Raw genomic sequence first — 19,596 nt, forward strand, 5'->3', positions numbered from 1 at the left:
TGAGGATTATATCTGCACCCATAGCCGGGGCTTTTCGCGCGATCAGCTATTGGAGCTTTTAGGCCCCAAGGCCACCATGAGAGACATCATGTGGCGAATGATCTGCTCCCAATGCGGGCGTAGGCCATACAGCATGAGGCTGGTGACCAAATAGAGCCTTAAGTGTCGTCGCCCTGCTCTGGTAGCACCTCAGACAGCCTTTCAAACGCCTGCCCAGTGGCCATCAAACATGTCGCCCCGTTTGGCATTGTCATGGTGATGGTCCAACTGCCTGTTTCCTCGGAGGCGAAGATTTCCACCATGGCTCCCTCCGCGCCAAGACCTAGCGCCTGACGGGATTCGCCATACTTCTCCGCAAGTCTATCCACCACCTTGTCACGGGCAGCGCAGTTTCGCGCGGTCTGCGCTGCGGTAGGGCACGCCAACAGGGCCGCCAGAGCGGCAATGATCATCCGTTTCATGGGGAGTTCCTTTCTGCTGTGAGGTCAGGTCTCTTCGTCGGGCAACTCAAGCACGTAGCCGCCGCCGTAGATCGTCTTGATGGTGGGGGAGTTCTCGGTCTTCCGCAGGGCCGCCCTCACATGCTTGATCACGTTGCGGATATCCCGTTCCCGTGCGGCGCCGTTGAAGGCGTCGATTGCATCATCGATCTGCACGTGATCCACCGGCTTCCCTGCCCGCTCGCGCAACAGCCAGAACGCGGTTGCGGGACCGCGCGCCATTCCAAACTCGTACTGGATCTGGAGAATGGCTGACCGGTCGCTATCAAGCAGTTGCATGGGGCTACTGCAGCCTGACAAGCGTCAGCAGGCTGTCTGATGCAGAAAGATAGACCGGCGCCACTACGGTCGTACCCCTGCGAGCCACAACCGAGATTTCTTGGCCTGTTGTCACCTGCACCAAGCGGCGCAATGTGTGAGAGGCTTCATTGTGGCCATCTGCGTTCCGGATGTAGCCTGTGGAGGTCAAGCCGCCGATGCGTGCACCATTCAAGGCGAAAGACACCTCTGGACCTGCGCGTTGACCGGAAGAGGTCCCGCGGATCATGGCAGATGCATCAACAACACCGTCGAAATTGCAGATAATCGCATGACCACTAGCCGCTATGCTAAAGTCAGATGAAGCAATATCTGCGGCCCATGCAGCGCTAATCAGCAGAAAATCAGTGCTCGAAGTGATGTTTGTATCTGACGTGCCAATAAACTGCGCGAAAGAGGAAACGCCAGAACCGCCGCCAGATCCTGCCGGACCGGTATCTCCCTTCAGAGAGGCAAGCCATTCCGCCTCAGTGCCGACAAATCCGTTCGTGACAGCAACCTCATACGCCGACGCTCCATCATCGCCATCTGTTCCGTTTGTGCCGTTCTGGCCGTCAGCACCCGGCGCGCCATCTGACCCATCTGCCCCCGCCGCCCCGACAAGAGACGCCAGCCATTGCGACACTGTGCCAGAGAAACCTTCTGCGACCGCCACCTGATACGCTGATGCACCATCCGAACCTGCCGCGCCATCAACTCCCGCGGCGCCCTGCGCACCCACGAGCGATGCCAGCCATTGTGACTGCGTTCCGGAGAACCCACCCGAGACAGCCACTTGATAGGCCGAGGCTCCATCTTGGCCGTCTGCTCCGTCCGAACCGTTCGCCCCGGCGGGTCCAACCAGCGAAGCGAGCCACTGCGTTTGAGTGCCAGAAAACCCTTCAGCTTGCGCGATTTGGAAGGCGCTATCCCCATCTTGGCCCGCCGCCCCATCCTGTCCGTCAGCACCGACAAGCGAGGCAAGCCATTCCGCTTCCGTTCCCACGAAACCATTTAGGGTCGCCACCTCATAGGCAGAATTACCATCCTGCCCACTGCCAGAGCCGTCACCCGAAGGCCCTACCAAGGAAGCCAGCCACTGAGCTTCAGTACCTACGAAGCCGTTTGCCAAGGCAACCTGATAGGCGGACGCGCCATCTGCCCCCACAAGAGAGGTAAGCCAAGCAGCTTCAGACCCAGAGAAACCGCCTGCGACAGCGATCTGATATGCCGAAGCCCCGTCTTGGCCATCCACACCATTTGCCCCGCTTGCCCCATCCTGACCGTCAGCCCCCCGCGGACCCTGAAGGGTTGCCAGCCATTCCGCCGCCGTCCCGGTGTATCCACCCGCAACCGCGACATCGTAGGCCGACGCTCCATCTGCGCCGGCAGCGCCAACCAAAGAGGCCAACCATTCGGATTCTGTGCCCACAAAGCCCGCCGCGACCGCGATTTGATATGCGGAGTCTCCGGGATCGCCTTTCGCGCCCGACCCCGACCCACCGTCGCCAGGCACAACAAGCGGGCTCACCTCGACAACAACTTCAATGGCGCCCTCAACGAGGACTTCTACAACATCGCTCATGCGTCACCTTCGTACTTTTTGTTTGTGGGTTTGGAGAGGTCGAAGCGATCTTCAGATATCATCCTCTCAAGGTCAGCGGTGAGGGGCGGCCGGCGCTCGCTTGAACCCTCATCAATATCAGACTCGCCGACTTGCGCCGCGCCCTTGGCCTGCTCAGTCATTGAAGCCGTGCAGCAGTTCGATTTCACCTTGCAGAAAGGTCCGCTCGCTTCCGTTGATCTGATGCTCCATCTCGTACTGGATGCGCGTGCCGGGGCGCACATCCTCAAACGTCGCTGCGGAGATCGGCACAATGATGCGCCCAGTCTCATCCTCGACAGTCAGTTCATTGCCGCTCTTGGACAGGCGAAGACGTGTCTCGTGGTTCCAGAAGGCATAGAACACGATGTCACCATCGGCAGCGGCAAAGGGCTCTGACGGGGAGAGACGGACAACGATGCCCTCCACATTCTGGACGGTGCCAGTGTTTCCCTGCTTCACCGTGAAGTCATAAGTTGGAATATCCATGTTCTCACCACCTACCGAGGACCGGCGTTTAGAATTTCGTCAATTGCCGCGAGCTTGCCGTTGGCACAGAGGCGGCCAGCATGTTCCGCTACCAATGCATCCGAGATCTGCCCTTCGTCTTGCGGGCGCGGCCCCAAGTAGCCGGGGCATGCTTGCAATAGGTCAGGCGGTACATTGTGCAGCTCAGGCCTGAGCGTCGGCTCATTCTGGCGGCCACAGGCGCTCAGCAGTAGCGCGCAGCAAAGGAGACAAAGGCGCATCGCGGCCCTCCATTTGTTGAAGCTCATTGCGGATTTCTTGGACTTGGCGCTCCTGATCGGCAGCACGCGCCAGATGGGCGCGATGAACCGCAGCGGCCTCTTCCGCGCGCTCAAGGCTGGCCTCTGCGGCGATGCGCGCGGCACGCTCCAGTTTAAGTGCGGCTTTGTCGTTGGCGTAGTCGCGCACCAACCAGATCAGCCCTGCAATCGAGCTAGCCGCCACCAAAGCAGCGCCGCCCCGCATAATGCTCCGGATCACACAAACACCCGTGAAGCGCCGCGCAGAATGGCATCAGCCAACAGCACCATTTCGTCATGCTCATCCGTAGCCGCCAGCCCTTTGGGCGATGAGCCGAAGAAAGGCTCAATCAAGATCGCGGGCGCGCGCCCCACGAACAGGCTTTTGCCGCCGCGATCCGTCCGTGAGACGGTCTTCAAGCCGCGATCACGCAACCCAAGTGCATCAAGCATTTCTCGCTGCACGGCTATCGCAAACTGTCGTGACAACGGCGTGCCGCTGGTCAGAGTTTCTGTGCCGGTCGCGCTGGTGGTGCTGTGGCTGTTGAAGTGCAGCTCACAGGATGCCTCTGCCCCCCACTCATCCACCTGACGGTAGACCTCGCGAAGCTCGCGGCGATAGCTGCCCACATCCTCACGAAAGAAGGTTCTCACAAACACGCCCGGAAAGCGGCCGGCGCGATCCTCGATGATCTCTGCAAGGCGGCTATTCCAAGAGAATTCTGTTTCACCCGTATCACGGCGCACAGCACCTTGGGCGCGGGCGTTGTGCCCGACGACAATGGCCAGTTTCATGGCAATCTCCGATTTTTGCTAAGAGGGTTTAGGCGTGAGTGACGGCGCTGTAGAGGAGCAGCGCCCAAAAAGCCCCGGCACAAATAAATTTGATTAGGCGGACCGTGCGGCTGCGCGCGATCTTCTGCGCCTTCAGGAGGGACGGTTTCATTTGGCACCCCCCAACTTTCCCAAGAACTTGGTGATAATCGTGATGAATGGTTCCCGGAATTCCGAGAAGAAGGAGTGCGCAACCCACCCGACAAGGAACGGAAGCAAGAAACTGGCTCCCAATGGAAGCATACTCAAATCCTGTTTGAACATGTGCAGCGCAATCGGCACGCCAAACGCCCCAACAATCGTATTGAACAACAAGAGGAGAAGTGCTTTGCGCACACCCCATGGGCTGAGATCAAGCACAGCAGCGGCAGCGCCCAAGAGCGCCGCCAAGACCATCGGCCAGGATGATCCGTTCGCGATTAGCCAAGACCCGGCCACGCCAAATAAGCCCACCGAAGCGGAGCCCAGAAGTTCATATTTCATGATTCATTGCCCTCTTTAAGTTGGCTGAAAGTCCCAACAGGCATCTTGGTGACGCCAATAAATTCCAAATACGGTGCGCCGCGCCTACACCTGAGCCTCAGCAGCCAGCGCCCATGCGGCGGTGATGTCTGCGTTTGAGATTTGAGCGTCTGGCATTAGTGCCATGACCTGATCGCGGTACTGATCAACCACCGCCAACGTCACAGAGAGGTGAAACTGCGTCTTTGCACGCTGCGCTTTCAAGGTCGCAAATGCCACCCGATCAGTTTCTTTGAGCGTTGCCATGAGCGCCTCCCAAACATCATCCAGCCCCGTGTAGGCAAGCAACCACTCAAACCGTACTGGCGACAAAACGGGCGCTATAGCTGGCGCGTCTGGCGGCTCATTTGCAATGGAAACCCCGCCACCTGCGAACTCGGCAACGAGATGCGCGGCAGCCTCATCGGCTGAGCCGACGAATGACCCTCGCAGCGCCCCTGTTGCATTATCGACAAAGAAAAACTCCTGCTGGCTCATTAGGATGCCCTCACTTTCAGTCGCCATTTTCCGAAGTCACTGCCGGTGATCGTTCCACGCACACCGTTGGCTGCATTCAGCACCGCAAGCCCGGCCGCGCCATAGACGACGCGGATTTGGGTGTCGTTGGTCGTGTACGCTTGCGCTCCCCAATTCGAGAACGCTTCGCCACTCGGAATGCGTACCTCATTTCCAACGCCGTAGCCGTGATGCGCTGTCTTGCAGACGAGAAATAGATCGATCTTCCGGGGGCGAGAGCCAAGACCGTGATTGAAGGTGACGGTATATCCTGCACCGACTGTCGTTTCCGGCGAAACATACTCTAGTTGATTGCCGTCATGATGGATCTGGTGCCCGTCCAAACGGGCGTTTCCTGAGCCGAGCAAGTCTAGAACTGCACCCCCGACATGCCCTAGCCTCAGGCGGTCACTGCGCGCCTGAAGATACCCGCGTTGTGTGACCAATCCATCGAAAATGGAGATCAAAGCCGACCTAGCGGCGCCAGTGTTGTGACCTATCCTGAGCTGCTCATCTGCTGGCACCTCAAGGCTAAGGCGTCCCAACATGTTTGCGGCAATGTCGCGGCGCAGGAATTGCCAGGCATGAAGACTATCTAGCAGGTCGGCATCGAGCCCAGAGGCAGCCCCGTGGTTCCCTGCGTGCCAGATCCGCCGCGATGTTCCTGCCGCGTCTTGCAAAAACCAGTCCAGCAAAACGTTCGAAAAGAACATATTTTGCCAGCGTTTTCCCCCATCATTCCAAAACTGAGCAACGCTTGCCCCGCCACCATCTCGACCAACGCGGAGCGAATTTTCAAATGTCACTACCCCTTGGGCAATGCTATCTATATCGGTGCGCAAGAACTTTGTAATAGCCTCGCCGCCAACAAGCTCGGCATTTGTGGCAACGGCACCCGAGTCTGTAAGCCTAAAAAGCGGAAGATCTACCGTTCCGGTGAAATACATCAACTCGTTGTTCGGCACTCCTGTCTTAACCCAAAGGGTGCCAGGCTGCGCATAGGTGGGTCTGGCTGAACCAGCATGCGTGCTGATCAATGCGTCCGCCCAATCGCCAAGAAGGTCTGCCAGATCGACCCCGGATGTTTGGCCGGGATCGATGTCGCTAAAGTCTGCTCGCGCCATGAAATGTCCTTACACTATCGTTCGGCCAAAGCCTTTGGCGACCCAATCAAATGTGCAGTTGATTGGATTGCCTTGTTGATCTTCATATCGCTGGTGAAACCCTGATCGCGTCACGTTGGTGCGAATAGAAACTGCCCCCGTGGGCAGCCCCTGACCATCGACTGTGATCGCTGGCTTAGCCTTGAACGGCAGATCGAAATCAACCTGCACCCCTGCCTGAGGGCAAATAACGTCATCGGCTCCAAGAACCCGATCAGGCATGTCGATCATAACCGAAAGTTGATTGATCCGTACTGCTACACCAGAGGAGAAACTCTTGAGATTGGCGCGGAACCGGTAGCCGCGGGCAATGTAGTCACCCACCTGCAATGGCTGCCAATCACTCCAAACCGCGCTGCCGGAATTTGGATCATCCCGCGTTATCGATAGCTCCACCTCTATGGACCAGGTGTCATTGCCCGTCCCTGTCAGATTGTCGAGTTCTGCCAGCGAGGTCCAAGAGGACATGACGTTGTCAACCAAGAACCCGAAGCCGCGCACATCCGCCGTAACACGGGAGGAATAGACCTCAGAAAGGTCTACCACATCGGCGAACTCATAAACCCCTTCCAGCGCGTCCCCGACACCATCACCCGTTGCATTGAGCAGGAGCTGGCCATCATCTCGGATAAGGCTTGGCGAAAGCGTTCCGGCGTAACTTGGATGCTCACTTACATCGAGCACCACATTGTGCGCGGCCAAACCGGCACTTTCTACCCGCAGCTCCGTTGCAGTGCGGCTTTCCCGCCCAAAGAGCGACACCGCTTTGATAAGATATCGGCCATCCCGCGCGGGCATCGAAAACTGATTGGCGATGATCTGATCATCAACCAAAGCTGACTGCCCCCAGCCGCCATCTGCGTCGAGCGGCAACCGTCGCAAGTGGTAGTGCGAAACCAACGCCTCACCAGAAGGCCATTTAAGCTGCATCTGATCACCGGAAATGTTGGAACGAAAATCTGACACATCTTCAGGCGTCTCGCCCGAGGCCTTGCGCTCAATCTGCGCAAATCCAGCGGAAGAAATCCCAGCGCGATTGCGCGCAATGATCTCGATAGAGTAGCGCCCCAATTCCGGAAGCTCGAAGCGAATGCCTTGCTCGGCGGTCGTTGCAATCTTGGAGCGATTGCCATCTGGCTCCGTCACATACACCAGGAAATCATCGGCGCTGAACGCCTCGCCCGGTATCCACTTAACCTTGCCAAACACCTGCACCGAGCGGTCACCTGCTTCATTGGCGCGAATTTCATTCTCCGCGTAGGCCTCGATGATGCGTGGCGCGAGAGGCTTCAAATTGCTGTTGGGCACCACTTTTGTGATCGTGGGCGTATAGGTTGGGATTGTGCCCTGATCGGCTTGCAAAACCGCAGGAGCCGCCGGAACCCCTACTAGACGGGCTTGGCCATTGGGTTGATGCTGGATCGACTGAACAAGCACTTCCATGCTTTCCTGCCCCACCTCTTCGATGACAACATGATCCCCGGGGGCAACAGCATCGCCCGACACAAAGTCCTGTACAGTCCAAACACCACCAAAAGAGCTTGGCGGGGCAGCAGTTACCACCACCTCATTCCCGAGCGCGGTGCGGATGCGCGCCCGAAAGGATGATCCGGTTGGAGACATGAATTCATCCAGAACGAAACTCGCAATGTCGCCGTTGCTGTGCGTGTTCACGCTTGCGATACGGCCCGCTCCAACCCCGATCAGCGGAACGTCATGCACAAGGCGCACTTTGTCGCCCATGTTGACGCGCAGGTGATCTAGGTCCGAGTTCCATTCAAAGGTTTCAGGCCTCAAAATAGCTTGGGCCAAATGATACCGTCCCAACCGCCACGCATTGCCGCCGTCAGCATCGCTTTCCGCCAAAACCACACCTTGGAGATCAAGCGTCTCAAACTCGGTGGCGTTGGTCGCGTCATATCCATCGGCATAGACAACGATCTCATCCTGCTGCCAGCCAAGGCGCTCAGAGATGCAGCGCACCCGAAATCCGTGGATCTCCTTCGGAAACGTGATTAAGCCTTGGAAGCCATAAGAGTTGCGCGGGCTGAATTGCTGCACTACCGGCCCATCAGCGCCATCCCGAATGATCGAGAACTTTAGATCACGCAGTGTTCGCCTTGCGCGGCCAGCACCGCAAATCAGGCTCAAGATCTCGCCAACCTGCGTGGGCTGGTCGATCACCATGTCACAGGTCCAATGTGGCTCCTCTAGATACCAATCCCGCAAATCCTGCAGTTGAAGCTTTGCCGCATTCTGAGGGCGGCTCAACATTGGCCCCATCAGCGTGCGCGCAAATATCCAAGCGGGGTGTCGAACAGGCTGCAGAGCGCTCCAAGAGGAGCCATCCCAGACCGGAGCCATCTGGAGAACAACACCGTTCAGCGTATCGATTTGACCGTTGAGCTGATCACTTGCTTTGATACGCAGTGCAATCTCGGAGATGTGTTCGTGGCTCGGCAACTCACCAGTTTGCACCGAACGAATAGCGGTCAAGAACGCGTCGTCGCGAACCGTGGTTTCGTCACTATCCCAAGTAATCCGCGTGATTTGGATTTCATATTCACCCTCGCTGCCGAAGTCGAAGGTCTTACTGAACCGCAAGTTAGACGTTGAGCGGCCTGTGTGCTTTTCTGTGCCAGCGTCAATCCAGGCAGTCGCACCCACAAGGCGATACGCAAAAGCGACCTCAACAGTGCGGTTATGGCGCCCACCTTTTTTGCCGATGGTTGTTAGGCCCTGATAGGTGATATCCACAGTCGCAGAAATCGCGCGATCTCGCGTTCTCCTGACCACCGGAGTGTTCTGTAGAAGCCTCACAGAATACCCATCTTCGGCGATATCATCCGGGTAAAGTGACATGTGCTGCGTGCCTGTGCGCCAGGCTTTCACCATGGGTGCAAGATCAGGCATGTGTTTCAGCGTTTCCGCCTGATCGACATTCAGGAACTCTATTTCGATGTCTTCAAAATCAGTGATCGGCGTGGTGCCAATCTTGAGAGTTTCCAGCGCAACAGGCCCATAGCCAAAGGTAAAGCGACCACGATAGTAGATGTCTTCTGGGCCACCCTCTGTGTAGCCGCGCGCGGTTTTCGGCGGATACATCAGGTGGCGGCCTAAAACCGTTGGATAGATGCCATAGCGGCTCTCTGCGTTTGACTGGCCAGTGATGGTGAAGTTGGGGTTGTCGTTGGTCTGCCCGGGCAGCGATGGCGGCGGGATCAGTGCGTTGATCAATAGCGACCCGACAATCGTCACACCTGCATAAGCCACAGCATAGGTCAAAGTGCCAGCCGTTAGACCCAATGCGGTTCCAGCAACAAAGCTTGCCGCACTTGGTAGCAGCGCCGCCAAGGCCGCCCCCGCCAGCGCACCGACCTGAGGCCCGATTTCAATGAATGCGCCTGCTTTCGGGCGCACCTTCGACCACTGATCCATCGGCACAATTGAGCGGTTCTTGCCCCTACTCAAAACCACCTGAACATCTGCCAAAAAGCGTTTTTCGATTCCGCAATCTCGCACAATCTCAGCGATGGTCACGCCTTCATGCATGGAGATCGGTCGGCGAAATTCCTTATCCGTGCGCAGTGGGTGCGTGTGCGCAAATCCCTCAACACGCCCGACGCTATCCAACATATCGATAGATCCCCTCAAGGTTCGCGCCCCATTTGGAAGTGGTGAAGTCCTCAAGCACACTGCCGCCGCTTTGCGCGCTGGTGTGCAGCATCAGCCGGGCGCTGACCGCGTAGCCGATGTGTAGTGGCCGACCGCGCACCCGAAACAACAAAGCGTCTCCGGCCTGCGCCTCAGAAACCTCGCGCCACAGCGGCTTGGATTGCTCAGCGATCTCATACCGCGCTGCCTCACCCACACTGCACAACGGGTCATAAATTTCTCGATCGTGCTGCACTCGTTGCAACTCTACGAATAGCCCCAAGCAGTCATAGCTATCAGGCCCCCTGCCAAGATCTTGGTAGGGGATGCCGATCCAATCATCTGTCCACATCAGAATAGCGCCGGTGCGTTTGCGGGGTTCATGACCATATGGCCAAATTGAAGCTCCATGACCGGCTCGACACTCATTGTGCCTGTCACCCTTTGCGCATCGTATTGAGCGGCGCGCATCTCCACCTCAATCGGGCCGATCTCGATATGGTCAGGGTTGCTCGCCAAGATCCAAACAATGCGCGCCTGCACTGCCCCGCGTACAAGGCGTAGCGCCTCTACCAGTCGGCGATCCGTGTTATCCGCAACCCAATTTAGAACCGGAATGCCCTCGGCCTCTTCATCTGGCAGGCCGATATCAAATGCGAGCGGGTCATAGCTCTCACCCATGTGGGTGATCTTCTCTGTGTTTGGCACAAGCCGGATGGCATCATCCCACCCGTCTTGTGTCAGCTTGACCAGTGGAAGAAACACCTCGCCGGTGGATTCCGAATGCATGGCATCGAGCATCTGAGGGCTGAGTGTTGACCTCATGGCAAGAGCTCCAATTCAAGGCGGATCGCAACCTTGTGCCCAGAGAACCGCGCTCGAAATGGTCGCCGAAAACGAAAATCCCCATCCACACCGGTCAGCGGGTGTTTGGCCGAAAACGCTAGAGCACCCCCGCCCAAGCTATTTCGAAACCATGCTTGGAGCTCGGCGTATTGAACATGTGAAATCGGCCGAAGATCGAAACTGATATTTGTCGGTACGGCGGTAAACCGACGCCGTGTTTTATCTGGACCGGAGTCCATTTGCGTTCTCAACACAGAGTCCTCAATTGTCTCGTTGAAAGTGCTCAACACGGGGCAAAACGGAATTCCACTAGGCCAATCTGCCATATTCAGCCCCCCAAACCACGAGTTCTAAGGCCATAGGTCTGCCCCATAGCACGCTGCCCCTTTGGCCCCGTAACCGCTTTGATTGCGGCATCTTCCAAGACAATATTGAGCTCCCGACCATCGGAAGATCGGCTTACCCTGTGATCACCCTCAGGAGCGTTGTGGATGTTCACAACCAAGTCGCCAGAAGCCGAAGGCTGCATGACCGGCATGCTGCCGCCTTCAGGCACCACCAGCTCACCCTTCTTCAGGATCGCGGGAACCTCCCCAGGCTTCAGTCCAGCGATCCCTCCTTCATGGTAGCGAGGAGCGCCCGACCAAGTGGAAGGCGAAAACGCTCGCCCATGACCATAACCATCACGACCGGCAACCCCACCACTGTGCAGAATGCCAGGGATAATTGCACCGCCCAACAAACCGCCCGATGCACTTCCCCCAGTTCCACCACCGGCCAACCCTGTGATCAGCCCGGAGATATCAAAATTAGCTGCGGCCCCGCGCACTGCCATTCTTGTGAGGTCCGCGACAAAAGCCCGTAGAGCATCGCTGCCCTTGCCTGTGCTGGTGACAAGGCTGGTGAATGCGTCCTCAAAGCTACGCCCCATCATCTGTGCAATCTTACCGACTTCTGTGGCACTCTCCTTCAGAGCGCCAATCGCCCGATCCCGCACGTCGCTGGTGATGATCTCTGGAAACCTGCGGTGCAGATCGTTGATACGCTCAAGTTCAGTCGCATACCGCTCCGCCTCTGTGCGCGTGCTTTCATAAAGCCTTTCTGCCTCACGCAGACCGCTGGTATCCCTGCTGGATCGCGGAGATTTAGTGCGGGTCTTCTTCTGGGGTTTTTCAGGATCAGGAAAGTACCGCTCTTTCCAGTAGGGATCATTTTCAAACGACCTTGGGTCTCCTCCACGACCGCCTGAAACTGAATTCCCTGAGAGCTTACTCGCAGCTGAGACCGCATCCCAAAGCTCCTGATTCAGGCTTTGAGCGGCCTGAATCGCACCGTCAAAACTAACACCGATGCCACCCGCCTCGTCCTTGATAAGCTTTACCGCCTCGCCCGCCTGATCAAATCTCGCTGCTGCCTGACGCACAACATCCTCAGCCTTGATCATCTCGTCGATGACCCCTTGATCTATATCATCCCCAATTTGCTGGAGAAGCATACGCACCGTATTCAGCCCATCAGCCACGCCAGAGAAATCAGCCTCATCAACAGCGCCCTTAAGCCGCTTACGAGCTGCATCAATGTCAACCAATAGCGAAGGATCTATTTCGATCTCAGATGCTAGGTCTCCCGCCGCTGAGAGGTCGCCATTCAAAAGCGCGAGCTCTTCCCGCATCTCTTTGAGCAGTCGATGCTCTGACGGATCAACGATGAGGCCAACACCTTCACGCTGCTCAATACTCGACTGCACTGCCAATATCTCATTTTCGAGCGCGGCAAACTCTTTGCGGGTGCTTTCGGCAACAGCGCCGCCAACACCCCCAAAGATCTTCTCTAATGATGCCTTGAAGTCATCCCCAAGCGCGTCATCAATGACCTCTCCCACCTCTATTTTTGCGGCTCTTACTTCAAGCTCGAGCAGGTCAGATTGCAGGTCACGGACTGCCTTTGACGCATCAGAGTATTTTTCGATCAGGTGCTCCAGGCCGCCCTCTGCGAGGTTGGACAGCGCTTTTTCGACGTCAGACAGAGCAGAAATTGCGGACCTGACTTTGTCGCCAAACTTCTCCGTCTCCTCCCCCGCCTCTTCGGCATTCTCACCAATGTTTAGAAACATGGCCGCTGCGGGGGCACCGATGGCAATCAAGGCGCTGATTACAGGCGCGACAGCACCTATGGTGCCCCCCAAAACCGCAAAGCCCGCGATGGTCTGCGGCAACTGTTGCCCAGCAATCCGCATCGCATCAGTGCCCATCTCCCACTGGACAGCCATATCGCTGATCTGATTGGTTGTGTTTTGTATCACAAACCTTTGCTGCTTGGAGACCGCTGTCAGTCGCTGCAAGCCAGTCGCCGCGCGGTTTGAATTCGCTGCAATCTGATTGCCCGCCTTGTTCCAAGCAGCCTCAGAGCCCCGCGCCGAATTGACCGCCGCCTTGCGCCCCTGCTCCATCTGCCGCTCAAACTTGCGCAGCGAAGCTTCCATGCGAACAACAAGAGCGTCTTCAACGGAACGGGTCATGCGGTTTACTTCTCTGGCTCATAGCGACGGAGAATGTCTTCAAATTCCTCCTCGCTCATGTGTGGGATTTTCTCTTCGCTGCCTGCGTTGAAGCCGCGGATCATATTCACGAAGTCTGCATACTCCATCGCCCGTAGATCGAGCGGGGACATGTTGAACACCTGACAAATCTGACTGACTTCAGAGAACACCATCGGGCCTTGCGGCTCGGTATCTTCGTCGCTTTCAGTAGGCTCAATCCCTGCCATCAAGGCGGTCAGGATTTCACCAGCTAGGGCCGCATTCTCCATGTAAGGCCGCAGGTCAAAATGGCCTTTGATCAGCATGTCAGCATCGACAATCCGCTCACCGCCGCCGATCAGCGCAAGGCGAATTGTGTGATACACGTAGGCCGCCTTGAACTGCCCACCGATCACCGCCAGGAAAATCGCGCCGATGCCCTCGCCAGCGGCCTGTTCGAGATCCATGACCTTCCCGAAGTCGAGCCGGAAGCACCGAGGCTTTCCGGCCCATTCACGAACAACTTCCGCCATCAGGTTGCGTCAGCCCATACGCGCTGACCGGCGCCACTGATGCTGGCCGAGAACGACACCTTGCCGCTGCTCTGCTTGTTGATCTCCAATTGCTGCAAAAATGCGGGCAGCGTCCAGTGGCCGCCGTTGTTTGCGGCGCTTTCATCGATATTCAGCCGGATGTTTTTCTCAGCGCCTGTATCGGCCCATGCGCGCCAAGTGGGCCACGACTCCATGGCAACCATGCCCGCAATCGTGACGCTGGTATCTTGGCTTTCCAGATGGCGCACAATCGCAGCTGGGACGTCCAGAGGATTGTCACAGTCCAAGACGACGTTTTCGCCGAGGTTGTTGGTGAGCGTCACGCCGAACGCGTTTGCGCCGCAGGTATGTGCAAAGACTTCTGGATCAGCGCCGTCGCCAAGTTGAATGACCAGCCGTGTGGTCTGTTTTCCCGTTCCCATTTCAATCTCCTTGATGCTTGGTTTCTGGGTCGAAAAGCACTGCATCCCCACGATTGATGAGGGCCTGTGCGGTCTTCTTTGGAAGGTTCAAAGGGTCAGGTTTCGCCTTGAATGACTGCGAAACCGCTGAAGACACGCGATAGGTCGTGTCGTTCACAATAATGACTTTCATGCGGAGTTCCCTCTTTGATGAGCGGACTTAACTCTCGCGGATAGCCTTGCTGATCGCGCGAGAAATACGGGATCTGACGTTTTTCCGGCGCACCCGCCAAACTGGGTAAAAAAACGGGTTTGCAGGCATATCCTGCGTCCCAAATTCCTGAAACCACGCATAGAATGCATCGCCCCCGCCTGCGAATATCGTGATGCGCATCGCGCCGTACTCGCGGCCGCCAACGGTTCCGATGGTTAAAGATCCAGCCGGTGCTTCCCCCCAGGTCCATCCGATGGAAGCCGCGAGAACACCATCATCATATGGCGCGCGCAACCACATCTCTTCCACGATGTCCGTGGCGGCATCTTCCATCGCGGCGCGCACATTGATACGCGCGTTTTTCGGGATCGACTTCCAGCGGCGATTGAACCGGTCAAGACCTTCGACCATCAGGCTTCTTCGATATCGGCCATCACGCTGACGACGCCGTGAGCAGTGAGGCCGTCGCGATCCAGAAACACGCGCATGCTTTCGACCTCAACCTTCACAAGACAATTCGTCGCGAGAGACAGATCCGCCAGGTGAAGCGCCGACTTGACAGCATCTGCGATCTCTTTGCACGGGCGAAGCCGCCCCCCGTCGCGGGACCAAATATCGATCTGTATCGTCTCTTCTCGGCCCGAGATGCCCTCCATATCATCGGGGCTCATATCCATCGGACCAAAAGTGATGCACGGATACTGAGTTTCGTCGGGACGGCCGTCGAATACCTTGTCACCCACCAGCGCAGAAACGCCTGCGTCCGCGATAAGGGTGCTGTAGACCAGAGATTGCAATTCTACGGAAGCACTCATTGCGCCACCCCACTTTCCACGGTCAAATAGACCCACTTCGGGTCAGTGATCGCGTCAACTTCACGGATGTTGTAGGTCTCGCTTCGACGTGTGTCGCGCATGCGCCAATCCGTCTTAATGACCCTTGATGCATCACACTGACGGATTTTGATTTTATAGATTGCGCGACCTTCCAAGCGTGCGGCCGAAACAGCTTCAGATCCCCGCGAGTAGATGAATTTGGCGCGACAGGAATAGCGCTTCACCCATTCGCGTTCATGACCGCCAGAGCCATCCGGAGAAAGCACCGGAGCATCGAAAGCTACGTTCTCGCGCATCATACGCGGGTCCACCGGTAGTTGCTGATGAGGCTCATGACCGATGCACTGAGATCGCCATTATCGCCTGACCGGTCCTCATAAAGACGGGTGACAATCTGATGAATTGCAACCCTGATGGGCTGGGGTACATCACCCGCTCCGCCAAAGCCCGCAGTGAACTCAACCCTAACCGGCGCCCGGTTGCCGGACTCCAATGCCGCAAACGAAAACCCGGACGAAATCACAACGAGCGTTCCAAGCGGCGCGGGGTAAAACTTGATACTGTCGGCTGGAATTTCCTGCTCAACGCCTTCGGCGTCATCATATTTGATCGAGACTGCGGAAACGTCTGGGACAGGCAGTAAAAACTCCCGCTGAAAGCATGGGAAACCCTGCTGCCACGTTTGGTTGATAATGCACCGCCCCAAGACACCTCTGTATCCATCGAGCTTTGCCATAGCCGCATCAATGTAGCCAAGGATCAGCGCATCGTCTTCGTTGAAGTCAACAACGGCATGCTCCTTACAATCGTGAACGGTGATGGGGTGCTCGGATGGAGGCGTGATCAAAATGGGGCGGAACATATATTTCTAGTCCTTCGATTTTGAGGACGGCTTGCCATAGGCGGCCGGGTCTAGGCCGCGTTTCTTCGCTTCCTCGGGGGTCATTGCGCGGCGAGGTTTCGGCTGCTGAACCTGGTCTTTGTCCGTTTTTTGCGTTGCCATTTTCTGTCTCCTGAAAGGGGTGAAATCCGCCCCAGGATGGGGCGGATCAATTGATTTACGCGTGCCGCAAGACACGCAGGCCGCGAGGATCGATCACAGCACCGCCCACACGCTTGGTGGTGTAGAACAGAACTTTTGGTTTTGCTGTGAACGGATCACGCAGAATCCGCACACCCCAGCGATCCATGATGCGGTAGCCGCGCTTGAAGTTACCAAAGCCGATCGAAAGCGCGCCGCTGGTCATATCAGGCATGTCAGGCATTTCAGTCAGCGGATGAGCCAGCAACTGAGACGGCTGACCCGCCTGACTGGAGGGCTGCCACAGCTGGCGGCCATCACCATCGCGCAACTTCCGTACTTTACCCATACTCTTGCGGTTCATGATGAAACGCGCGCCAGCCGAGTAAGAAGAAGGAATGTCGTAGATCATATCCAGCAGTTCGTCTTCGGTGACTACCGCAGCGCCCGCCGCCGGAAGAACCTCAACAGCGCCCAGAGGATTGCGGTTTGCGTTCACACCGCCGGTCGCGAAACTCAGGAAGCCTGCCGGTTTGTTGGTGCCGTTGCCTGCAACGAAAGCTGCGCCTTCCTGTTCCGCGAACTCGGTATCGACTTCGCCAGCAAGCCAAGACTCCAAGTCGATCTCAGAATCGTCCAGCATCTGCTGGGTGGCGCCCGGGTTGGCGTAGATTTCGCCATTGCCCAGAGTGAAGGCAACAAGGGTTGGTGTGGTCGTTTCTGGGCGTGCGTCAGTCTCGCCCACCCAACCGGAACCGGTGCCGCCTTGGTTGATCAGGACAGTAAACCCAGATTTGCCGACCTTCTGAACATCAGCGATCTGCCGCATCGGCGAAACCTCGGACAGGCGATCGATGATCGTGCGGTCCCACTCTGTAGGAGCAAGATAGCCACCTTCATCGTCGGCACCTTTGTTCAGCGCTGCCTGCACATCGCCTTTGCGCATGTGTGCCCTGAAGGACTCGCTGTACTCAGGATCACGCTCGCCTTCAGCGCCGCCATTCATTTCGAAAGCAGCCAGCTTGGCGTTGGCTTGATCCACAGCGGCCTGCAAATCCGAAACGCTGGCGTCGATGCGATCAAACTTTTCGGTCGTGACGACATCATCGAAGCGGTTTTCCACTTCTTTGTCTTTTTCAGCCTGCGTGTCTTTGTAGGCCTGCCAGTCCTTCTGCAGATTGGTCAGGATATTCTTCATATCGCCGGACGCATCAGCGCGCACGGCAACGATCCCGCGAGGCTTCGCGGGTGCGGAATGCATATTCATAATGCTTCTCCTTGGTTCAGATTTTGAAAAGGCCCTTGGCGAGAGCCGCGAGTTCGCCAGCGTCGTGCGTAGCGGTTGGAGCAGCGTCCGGCTTGCCCCCTTTTGCGTCGGAGAGAAGCGCACGGCGTTCAGTCCTCGGCATTCCAGATTTAGCGAGGAGTGCGTCGATGCGTCGTGTCGCGTTGACCCCCTCCATCGCCTTGGCTTTGGTTTGGTCCTCGGTCACAGCATCCGCTGGGAGGAAACCATCAGCCAAACCCACCTCAACGGCTTGCTCGCCGTTGAACCAGGTCTCGTCATCCATCCATGCAATAACCTTGGATTTCTCATCCCCAGAGCGAGATGCATATAGCGTCGCCATGGCATCATCAAAGGGCTCAATCGTTTCAGCGGCCTCAATGAGATCATGCCGGTTGCCTAGAGCGATGGTCCAGGCATTGTGGATCATCATGAACCCAGTTTTGCCGATCTGTATTTCATCGCCAGCCATCGCGATTACTGAAGCGGCTGATGCGGCGAGACCGATCACTTTCACCGTCACTTTGTGAGGGTGCGCTCTCAGCATGTTGTAAATGGCGATACCGTCAAAGAAGTCGCCTCCCGGGCTGTTGATCTCAACAACAACGTCTTGTGAGCCGATCCTGCGCAGTGCAGCCGCAATACGCTCAGAAGTCACCCCTCGGCCGGTCCAGTAGTCTTCGCCGATCACGTCCAGGATTGTGATGGTGTTATCGTCGCTGTCACGTGCTTGAACGCCAGCATTCCAACGCTCCAACGCGATGGGATCAGCCTCAAAAGCGCATACTGAAGGCAACTTCTTGACCTGGAGGTCAGGTAGATCACGAAGGCTCATTTTTAGCTCCTTTTCCTGTAAGGCCCGGTGGTGGAGGCGGCGCCGTATCGATTGCCGGCAGATCCATGACTTCGCGGACCTCTCGCCATTCCATCCAAGGTTGATGGCCGCCAGAACCGAGCGCCTTGGCGAAAAACTCCGCCTGATCCTTCATCGACCCGCGCAGCAGCGCACCGGGGTTGAACTTGGCTTCATAGAGATCCGCCTCTCGCTCGGTGAGCAAATCCCGCTCAATTGCCTGCTGCCAGGCTTCAAACCACGGATTGAGCCCATATCTTACGAACAACTGACCAAGGACATCGATACCTGAGCCCCAAGATGTATCGTCCATCCCAAGCAATGGACGGGGAACACCGAATGGGCGTGCGACCTCTTCAATTTGGTGCTTGCGGTTCTCGATTGCCTGACTGTCTTTGTTAGACTGGGCAGAAGGCTGAAGCTCCATGCCCTCCTCCAGAATCTTCCATTTATGGGCACCCTCTGCGCCTGCGTCCTCGTTCATGCTGGCTCGAAGACGCTCATACGCTTCGGGGCTCAGAGTTCCCGGATGTTTCAACGCGCCCCCAACGATCATCCCGTTACGGAACAAGCGGGCCGCTGCTTTCTCAGCCTGCAATGCTAGGCCGATAGCCTCTGCGGATTGTTTCACCAGCGAGATGCCGGAAATGCCGTCATCAGAAAGCCCGTAGCGAAGATGGAAGACCTCGCGCTGGGGCAGAACCATCGGAGACTTATCTCGGCGGTCCAGGCGGTATTCGAGAGACCAATCATCGCGCTGGCGCACGGTCACATGCGCCGGATTCATCGGGATCAAATACAGCAGCTTGTTGCCGCTGTAGACTTTTCGAGCATACGCGTCACCGTGCTGCAATGCCCTCTGCTCCAGCAAAGAGCGAAATTCAAACGCAGTCTGCCAGGGGTTTGGCCTTCGGTGAAGAAGCCGAAACAACGGGTGTTCTGTGGCGTTGCTCTTGTCATCTTTCCTCTGAAGATGAAGCGGCAGCATGCCTATAGAGAAGGATATCAGCGAAACACAACGAATGATGGTTGTGTTTCGCATTGCAGATTTGATGGTTACGGTCTCGCCGCTTTCGGTAAGGTTGCCGCCACCGGTACGGATGAACTCATAGAGCGCAGGGTCATCAAGGCCGTTGAATGCTGCAAGATCGCCCGCCATAGATTTCACCGACGAATGAGATGCCGCCTGCGGTTCGCTGCGGCGGAAAATGCTAAACACGCTCATTCAAGCTC

25 protein-coding genes are annotated in these 19,596 nt (G+C 56.9%); all 25 read right to left on the reverse strand.

All coding sequences use genetic code 11. The features are described 5' to 3' along the window. Window positions 1–158: 158 nt before the first annotated feature. Entirely contained in the window at window positions 159–461 is a 303-nt protein-coding gene (locus J7400_RS18750) for a hypothetical protein (protein ID WP_209065628.1), read from the reverse strand. A gap of 24 nt (window positions 462–485) precedes the next feature. Further along, the gene (locus J7400_RS18755) at window positions 486–779 is read right to left on the reverse strand and encodes a helix-turn-helix domain-containing protein (RefSeq protein ID WP_209065629.1); all 294 of its coding nucleotides are present in this window, start codon (window positions 777–779) and stop codon (window positions 486–488) included. Window positions 780–783: 4 nt separating this feature from the next. Continuing rightward, window positions 784–2,382 carry a hypothetical protein gene (locus J7400_RS18760; protein ID WP_209065630.1) on the reverse strand — a complete coding sequence of 533 codons (1,599 nt, stop codon included), beginning with the start codon at window positions 2,380–2,382 and terminating at the stop codon, window positions 784–786. Further along, entirely contained in the window at window positions 2,379–2,543 is a 165-nt protein-coding gene (locus tag J7400_RS18765; protein WP_209065631.1) for a hypothetical protein, read from the reverse strand. The genes J7400_RS18760 and J7400_RS18765 overlap by 4 nt, the downstream gene beginning before the upstream one ends. Beyond that, window positions 2,536–2,889: a hypothetical protein gene (locus tag J7400_RS18770; RefSeq protein ID WP_209065632.1), complete on the reverse strand. Its 354-nt coding sequence runs from the start codon at window positions 2,887–2,889 to the stop codon at window positions 2,536–2,538. The genes J7400_RS18765 and J7400_RS18770 overlap by 8 nt, the downstream gene beginning before the upstream one ends. 201 nt (window positions 2,890–3,090) lie before the next feature. Next, window positions 3,091–3,408 (reverse strand): hypothetical protein, encoded by a 318-nt coding sequence (locus J7400_RS18775; RefSeq protein ID WP_209065633.1) that lies wholly within the window; start codon window positions 3,406–3,408, stop codon window positions 3,091–3,093. Further along, window positions 3,405–3,962 carry an N-acetylmuramoyl-L-alanine amidase gene (locus tag J7400_RS18780; RefSeq protein ID WP_209065634.1) on the reverse strand — a complete coding sequence of 186 codons (558 nt, stop codon included), beginning with the start codon at window positions 3,960–3,962 and terminating at the stop codon, window positions 3,405–3,407. The genes J7400_RS18775 and J7400_RS18780 overlap by 4 nt, the downstream gene beginning before the upstream one ends. A gap of 147 nt (window positions 3,963–4,109) precedes the next feature. After that, window positions 4,110–4,484, reverse strand: coding sequence for a hypothetical protein (locus J7400_RS18785; RefSeq protein WP_209065635.1), 375 nt, complete (start codon window positions 4,482–4,484; stop codon window positions 4,110–4,112). An 84-nt stretch (window positions 4,485–4,568) separates the two neighbouring features. Continuing rightward, window positions 4,569–5,027, reverse strand: coding sequence for a hypothetical protein (locus tag J7400_RS18790; RefSeq protein WP_209065636.1), 459 nt, complete (start codon window positions 5,025–5,027; stop codon window positions 4,569–4,571). After that, window positions 5,000–6,142 (reverse strand): hypothetical protein, encoded by a 1,143-nt coding sequence (locus tag J7400_RS18795; protein WP_209065637.1) that lies wholly within the window; start codon window positions 6,140–6,142, stop codon window positions 5,000–5,002. The genes J7400_RS18790 and J7400_RS18795 overlap by 28 nt, the downstream gene beginning before the upstream one ends. Before the next feature lie 9 nt (window positions 6,143–6,151). After that, a complete protein-coding gene (locus J7400_RS18800; RefSeq protein WP_209065638.1) occupies window positions 6,152–9,817 on the reverse strand; it encodes a hypothetical protein in 3,666 nt (1,221 codons plus the stop codon). After that, window positions 9,807–10,187: an NlpC/P60 family protein gene (locus J7400_RS18805; protein ID WP_209065639.1), complete on the reverse strand. Its 381-nt coding sequence runs from the start codon at window positions 10,185–10,187 to the stop codon at window positions 9,807–9,809. Before J7400_RS18805 ends, J7400_RS18800 begins: the two co-directional genes overlap by 11 nt. Continuing rightward, entirely contained in the window at window positions 10,187–10,660 is a 474-nt protein-coding gene (locus J7400_RS18810; protein ID WP_209065640.1) for a DUF1833 family protein, read from the reverse strand. Before J7400_RS18810 ends, J7400_RS18805 begins: the two co-directional genes overlap by 1 nt. Before the next feature lie 349 nt (window positions 10,661–11,009). Then, window positions 11,010–13,199, reverse strand: coding sequence for a hypothetical protein (locus J7400_RS18815; protein ID WP_209065641.1), 2,190 nt, complete (start codon window positions 13,197–13,199; stop codon window positions 11,010–11,012). A gap of 5 nt (window positions 13,200–13,204) precedes the next feature. Further along, a complete protein-coding gene (locus tag J7400_RS18820; protein WP_209065642.1) occupies window positions 13,205–13,732 on the reverse strand; it encodes a gene transfer agent family protein in 528 nt (175 codons plus the stop codon). Beyond that, window positions 13,732–14,175, reverse strand: a complete 444-nt coding sequence (locus J7400_RS18825; RefSeq protein ID WP_209065643.1) for a phage tail tube protein — start codon at window positions 14,173–14,175, stop codon at window positions 13,732–13,734. The genes J7400_RS18820 and J7400_RS18825 overlap by 1 nt, the downstream gene beginning before the upstream one ends. A 1-nt stretch (window position 14,176) precedes the next feature. Continuing rightward, window positions 14,177–14,347: a hypothetical protein gene (locus J7400_RS18830; protein WP_209065644.1), complete on the reverse strand. Its 171-nt coding sequence runs from the start codon at window positions 14,345–14,347 to the stop codon at window positions 14,177–14,179. Window positions 14,348–14,374: 27 nt separating this feature from the next. Continuing rightward, window positions 14,375–14,779 carry an HK97-gp10 family putative phage morphogenesis protein gene (locus J7400_RS18835; protein ID WP_209065645.1) on the reverse strand — a complete coding sequence of 135 codons (405 nt, stop codon included), beginning with the start codon at window positions 14,777–14,779 and terminating at the stop codon, window positions 14,375–14,377. Beyond that, a complete protein-coding gene (locus tag J7400_RS18840) occupies window positions 14,779–15,183 on the reverse strand; it encodes a DUF3168 domain-containing protein (RefSeq protein ID WP_209065646.1) in 405 nt (134 codons plus the stop codon). The genes J7400_RS18835 and J7400_RS18840 overlap by 1 nt, the downstream gene beginning before the upstream one ends. After that, a complete protein-coding gene (locus J7400_RS18845; RefSeq protein ID WP_209065647.1) occupies window positions 15,180–15,500 on the reverse strand; it encodes a head-tail adaptor protein in 321 nt (106 codons plus the stop codon). The genes J7400_RS18840 and J7400_RS18845 overlap by 4 nt, the downstream gene beginning before the upstream one ends. Then, the gene (locus tag J7400_RS18850; RefSeq protein WP_209065648.1) at window positions 15,500–16,066 is read right to left on the reverse strand and encodes a hypothetical protein; all 567 of its coding nucleotides are present in this window, start codon (window positions 16,064–16,066) and stop codon (window positions 15,500–15,502) included. Before J7400_RS18850 ends, J7400_RS18845 begins: the two co-directional genes overlap by 1 nt. Window positions 16,067–16,072: 6 nt before the next feature. Then, window positions 16,073–16,207 (reverse strand): hypothetical protein, encoded by a 135-nt coding sequence (locus J7400_RS21365; RefSeq protein WP_280638030.1) that lies wholly within the window; start codon window positions 16,205–16,207, stop codon window positions 16,073–16,075. A 55-nt stretch (window positions 16,208–16,262) separates the two neighbouring features. Beyond that, complete coding sequence (locus J7400_RS18855; protein ID WP_348540213.1) at window positions 16,263–17,615, reverse strand: phage major capsid protein; 1,353 nt, start codon at window positions 17,613–17,615, stop codon at window positions 16,263–16,265. Then, window positions 17,509–18,345 carry a head maturation protease, ClpP-related gene (locus tag J7400_RS18860; RefSeq protein WP_209065649.1) on the reverse strand — a complete coding sequence of 279 codons (837 nt, stop codon included), beginning with the start codon at window positions 18,343–18,345 and terminating at the stop codon, window positions 17,509–17,511. The genes J7400_RS18855 and J7400_RS18860 overlap by 107 nt, the downstream gene beginning before the upstream one ends. After that, complete coding sequence (locus J7400_RS18865; RefSeq protein ID WP_209065650.1) at window positions 18,332–19,588, reverse strand: phage portal protein; 1,257 nt, start codon at window positions 19,586–19,588, stop codon at window positions 18,332–18,334. Before J7400_RS18865 ends, J7400_RS18860 begins: the two co-directional genes overlap by 14 nt. Window positions 19,589–19,596 lie beyond the last annotated feature (8 nt).

Source organism: Shimia sp. R9_2 (assembly GCF_017743735.1).
Taxonomy (GTDB): domain Bacteria; phylum Pseudomonadota; class Alphaproteobacteria; order Rhodobacterales; family Rhodobacteraceae; genus Shimia.

Coding starts and splice junctions, on each gene's coding strand:
- J7400_RS21365 (WP_280638030.1), bottom strand. CDS start 16,207: ATGGCAACGCAAAAAACGGACAAAGACCAGGTTCAGCAGCCGAAACCT.
- J7400_RS18765 (WP_209065631.1), bottom strand. CDS start 2,543: ATGACTGAGCAGGCCAAGGGCGCGGCGCAAGTCGGCGAGTCTGATATT.
- J7400_RS18790 (WP_209065636.1), bottom strand. CDS start 5,027: ATGGCGACTGAAAGTGAGGGCATCCTAATGAGCCAGCAGGAGTTTTTC.
- J7400_RS18815 (WP_209065641.1), bottom strand. CDS start 13,199: ATGACCCGTTCCGTTGAAGACGCTCTTGTTGTTCGCATGGAAGCTTCG.
- J7400_RS18770 (WP_209065632.1), bottom strand. CDS start 2,889: ATGGATATTCCAACTTATGACTTCACGGTGAAGCAGGGAAACACTGGC.
- J7400_RS18805 (WP_209065639.1), bottom strand. CDS start 10,187: ATGTGGACAGATGATTGGATCGGCATCCCCTACCAAGATCTTGGCAGG.
- J7400_RS18800 (WP_209065638.1), bottom strand. CDS start 9,817: ATGTTGGATAGCGTCGGGCGTGTTGAGGGATTTGCGCACACGCACCCA.
- J7400_RS18750 (WP_209065628.1), bottom strand. CDS start 461: ATGAAACGGATGATCATTGCCGCTCTGGCGGCCCTGTTGGCGTGCCCT.
- J7400_RS18820 (WP_209065642.1), bottom strand. CDS start 13,732: ATGGCGGAAGTTGTTCGTGAATGGGCCGGAAAGCCTCGGTGCTTCCGG.
- J7400_RS18755 (WP_209065629.1), bottom strand. CDS start 779: ATGCAACTGCTTGATAGCGACCGGTCAGCCATTCTCCAGATCCAGTAC.
- J7400_RS18810 (WP_209065640.1), bottom strand. CDS start 10,660: ATGAGGTCAACACTCAGCCCTCAGATGCTCGATGCCATGCATTCGGAA.
- J7400_RS18835 (WP_209065645.1), bottom strand. CDS start 14,779: ATGGTCGAAGGTCTTGACCGGTTCAATCGCCGCTGGAAGTCGATCCCG.
- J7400_RS18780 (WP_209065634.1), bottom strand. CDS start 3,962: ATGAAACTGGCCATTGTCGTCGGGCACAACGCCCGCGCCCAAGGTGCT.
- J7400_RS18825 (WP_209065643.1), bottom strand. CDS start 14,175: ATGGGAACGGGAAAACAGACCACACGGCTGGTCATTCAACTTGGCGAC.
- J7400_RS18830 (WP_209065644.1), bottom strand. CDS start 14,347: ATGAAAGTCATTATTGTGAACGACACGACCTATCGCGTGTCTTCAGCG.
- J7400_RS18795 (WP_209065637.1), bottom strand. CDS start 6,142: ATGGCGCGAGCAGACTTTAGCGACATCGATCCCGGCCAAACATCCGGG.
- J7400_RS18845 (WP_209065647.1), bottom strand. CDS start 15,500: ATGCGCGAGAACGTAGCTTTCGATGCTCCGGTGCTTTCTCCGGATGGC.
- J7400_RS18760 (WP_209065630.1), bottom strand. CDS start 2,382: ATGAGCGATGTTGTAGAAGTCCTCGTTGAGGGCGCCATTGAAGTTGTT.
- J7400_RS18865 (WP_209065650.1), bottom strand. CDS start 19,588: ATGAGCGTGTTTAGCATTTTCCGCCGCAGCGAACCGCAGGCGGCATCT.
- J7400_RS18860 (WP_209065649.1), bottom strand. CDS start 18,345: ATGAGCCTTCGTGATCTACCTGACCTCCAGGTCAAGAAGTTGCCTTCA.
- J7400_RS18840 (WP_209065646.1), bottom strand. CDS start 15,183: ATGAGTGCTTCCGTAGAATTGCAATCTCTGGTCTACAGCACCCTTATC.
- J7400_RS18850 (WP_209065648.1), bottom strand. CDS start 16,066: ATGTTCCGCCCCATTTTGATCACGCCTCCATCCGAGCACCCCATCACC.
- J7400_RS18785 (WP_209065635.1), bottom strand. CDS start 4,484: ATGAAATATGAACTTCTGGGCTCCGCTTCGGTGGGCTTATTTGGCGTG.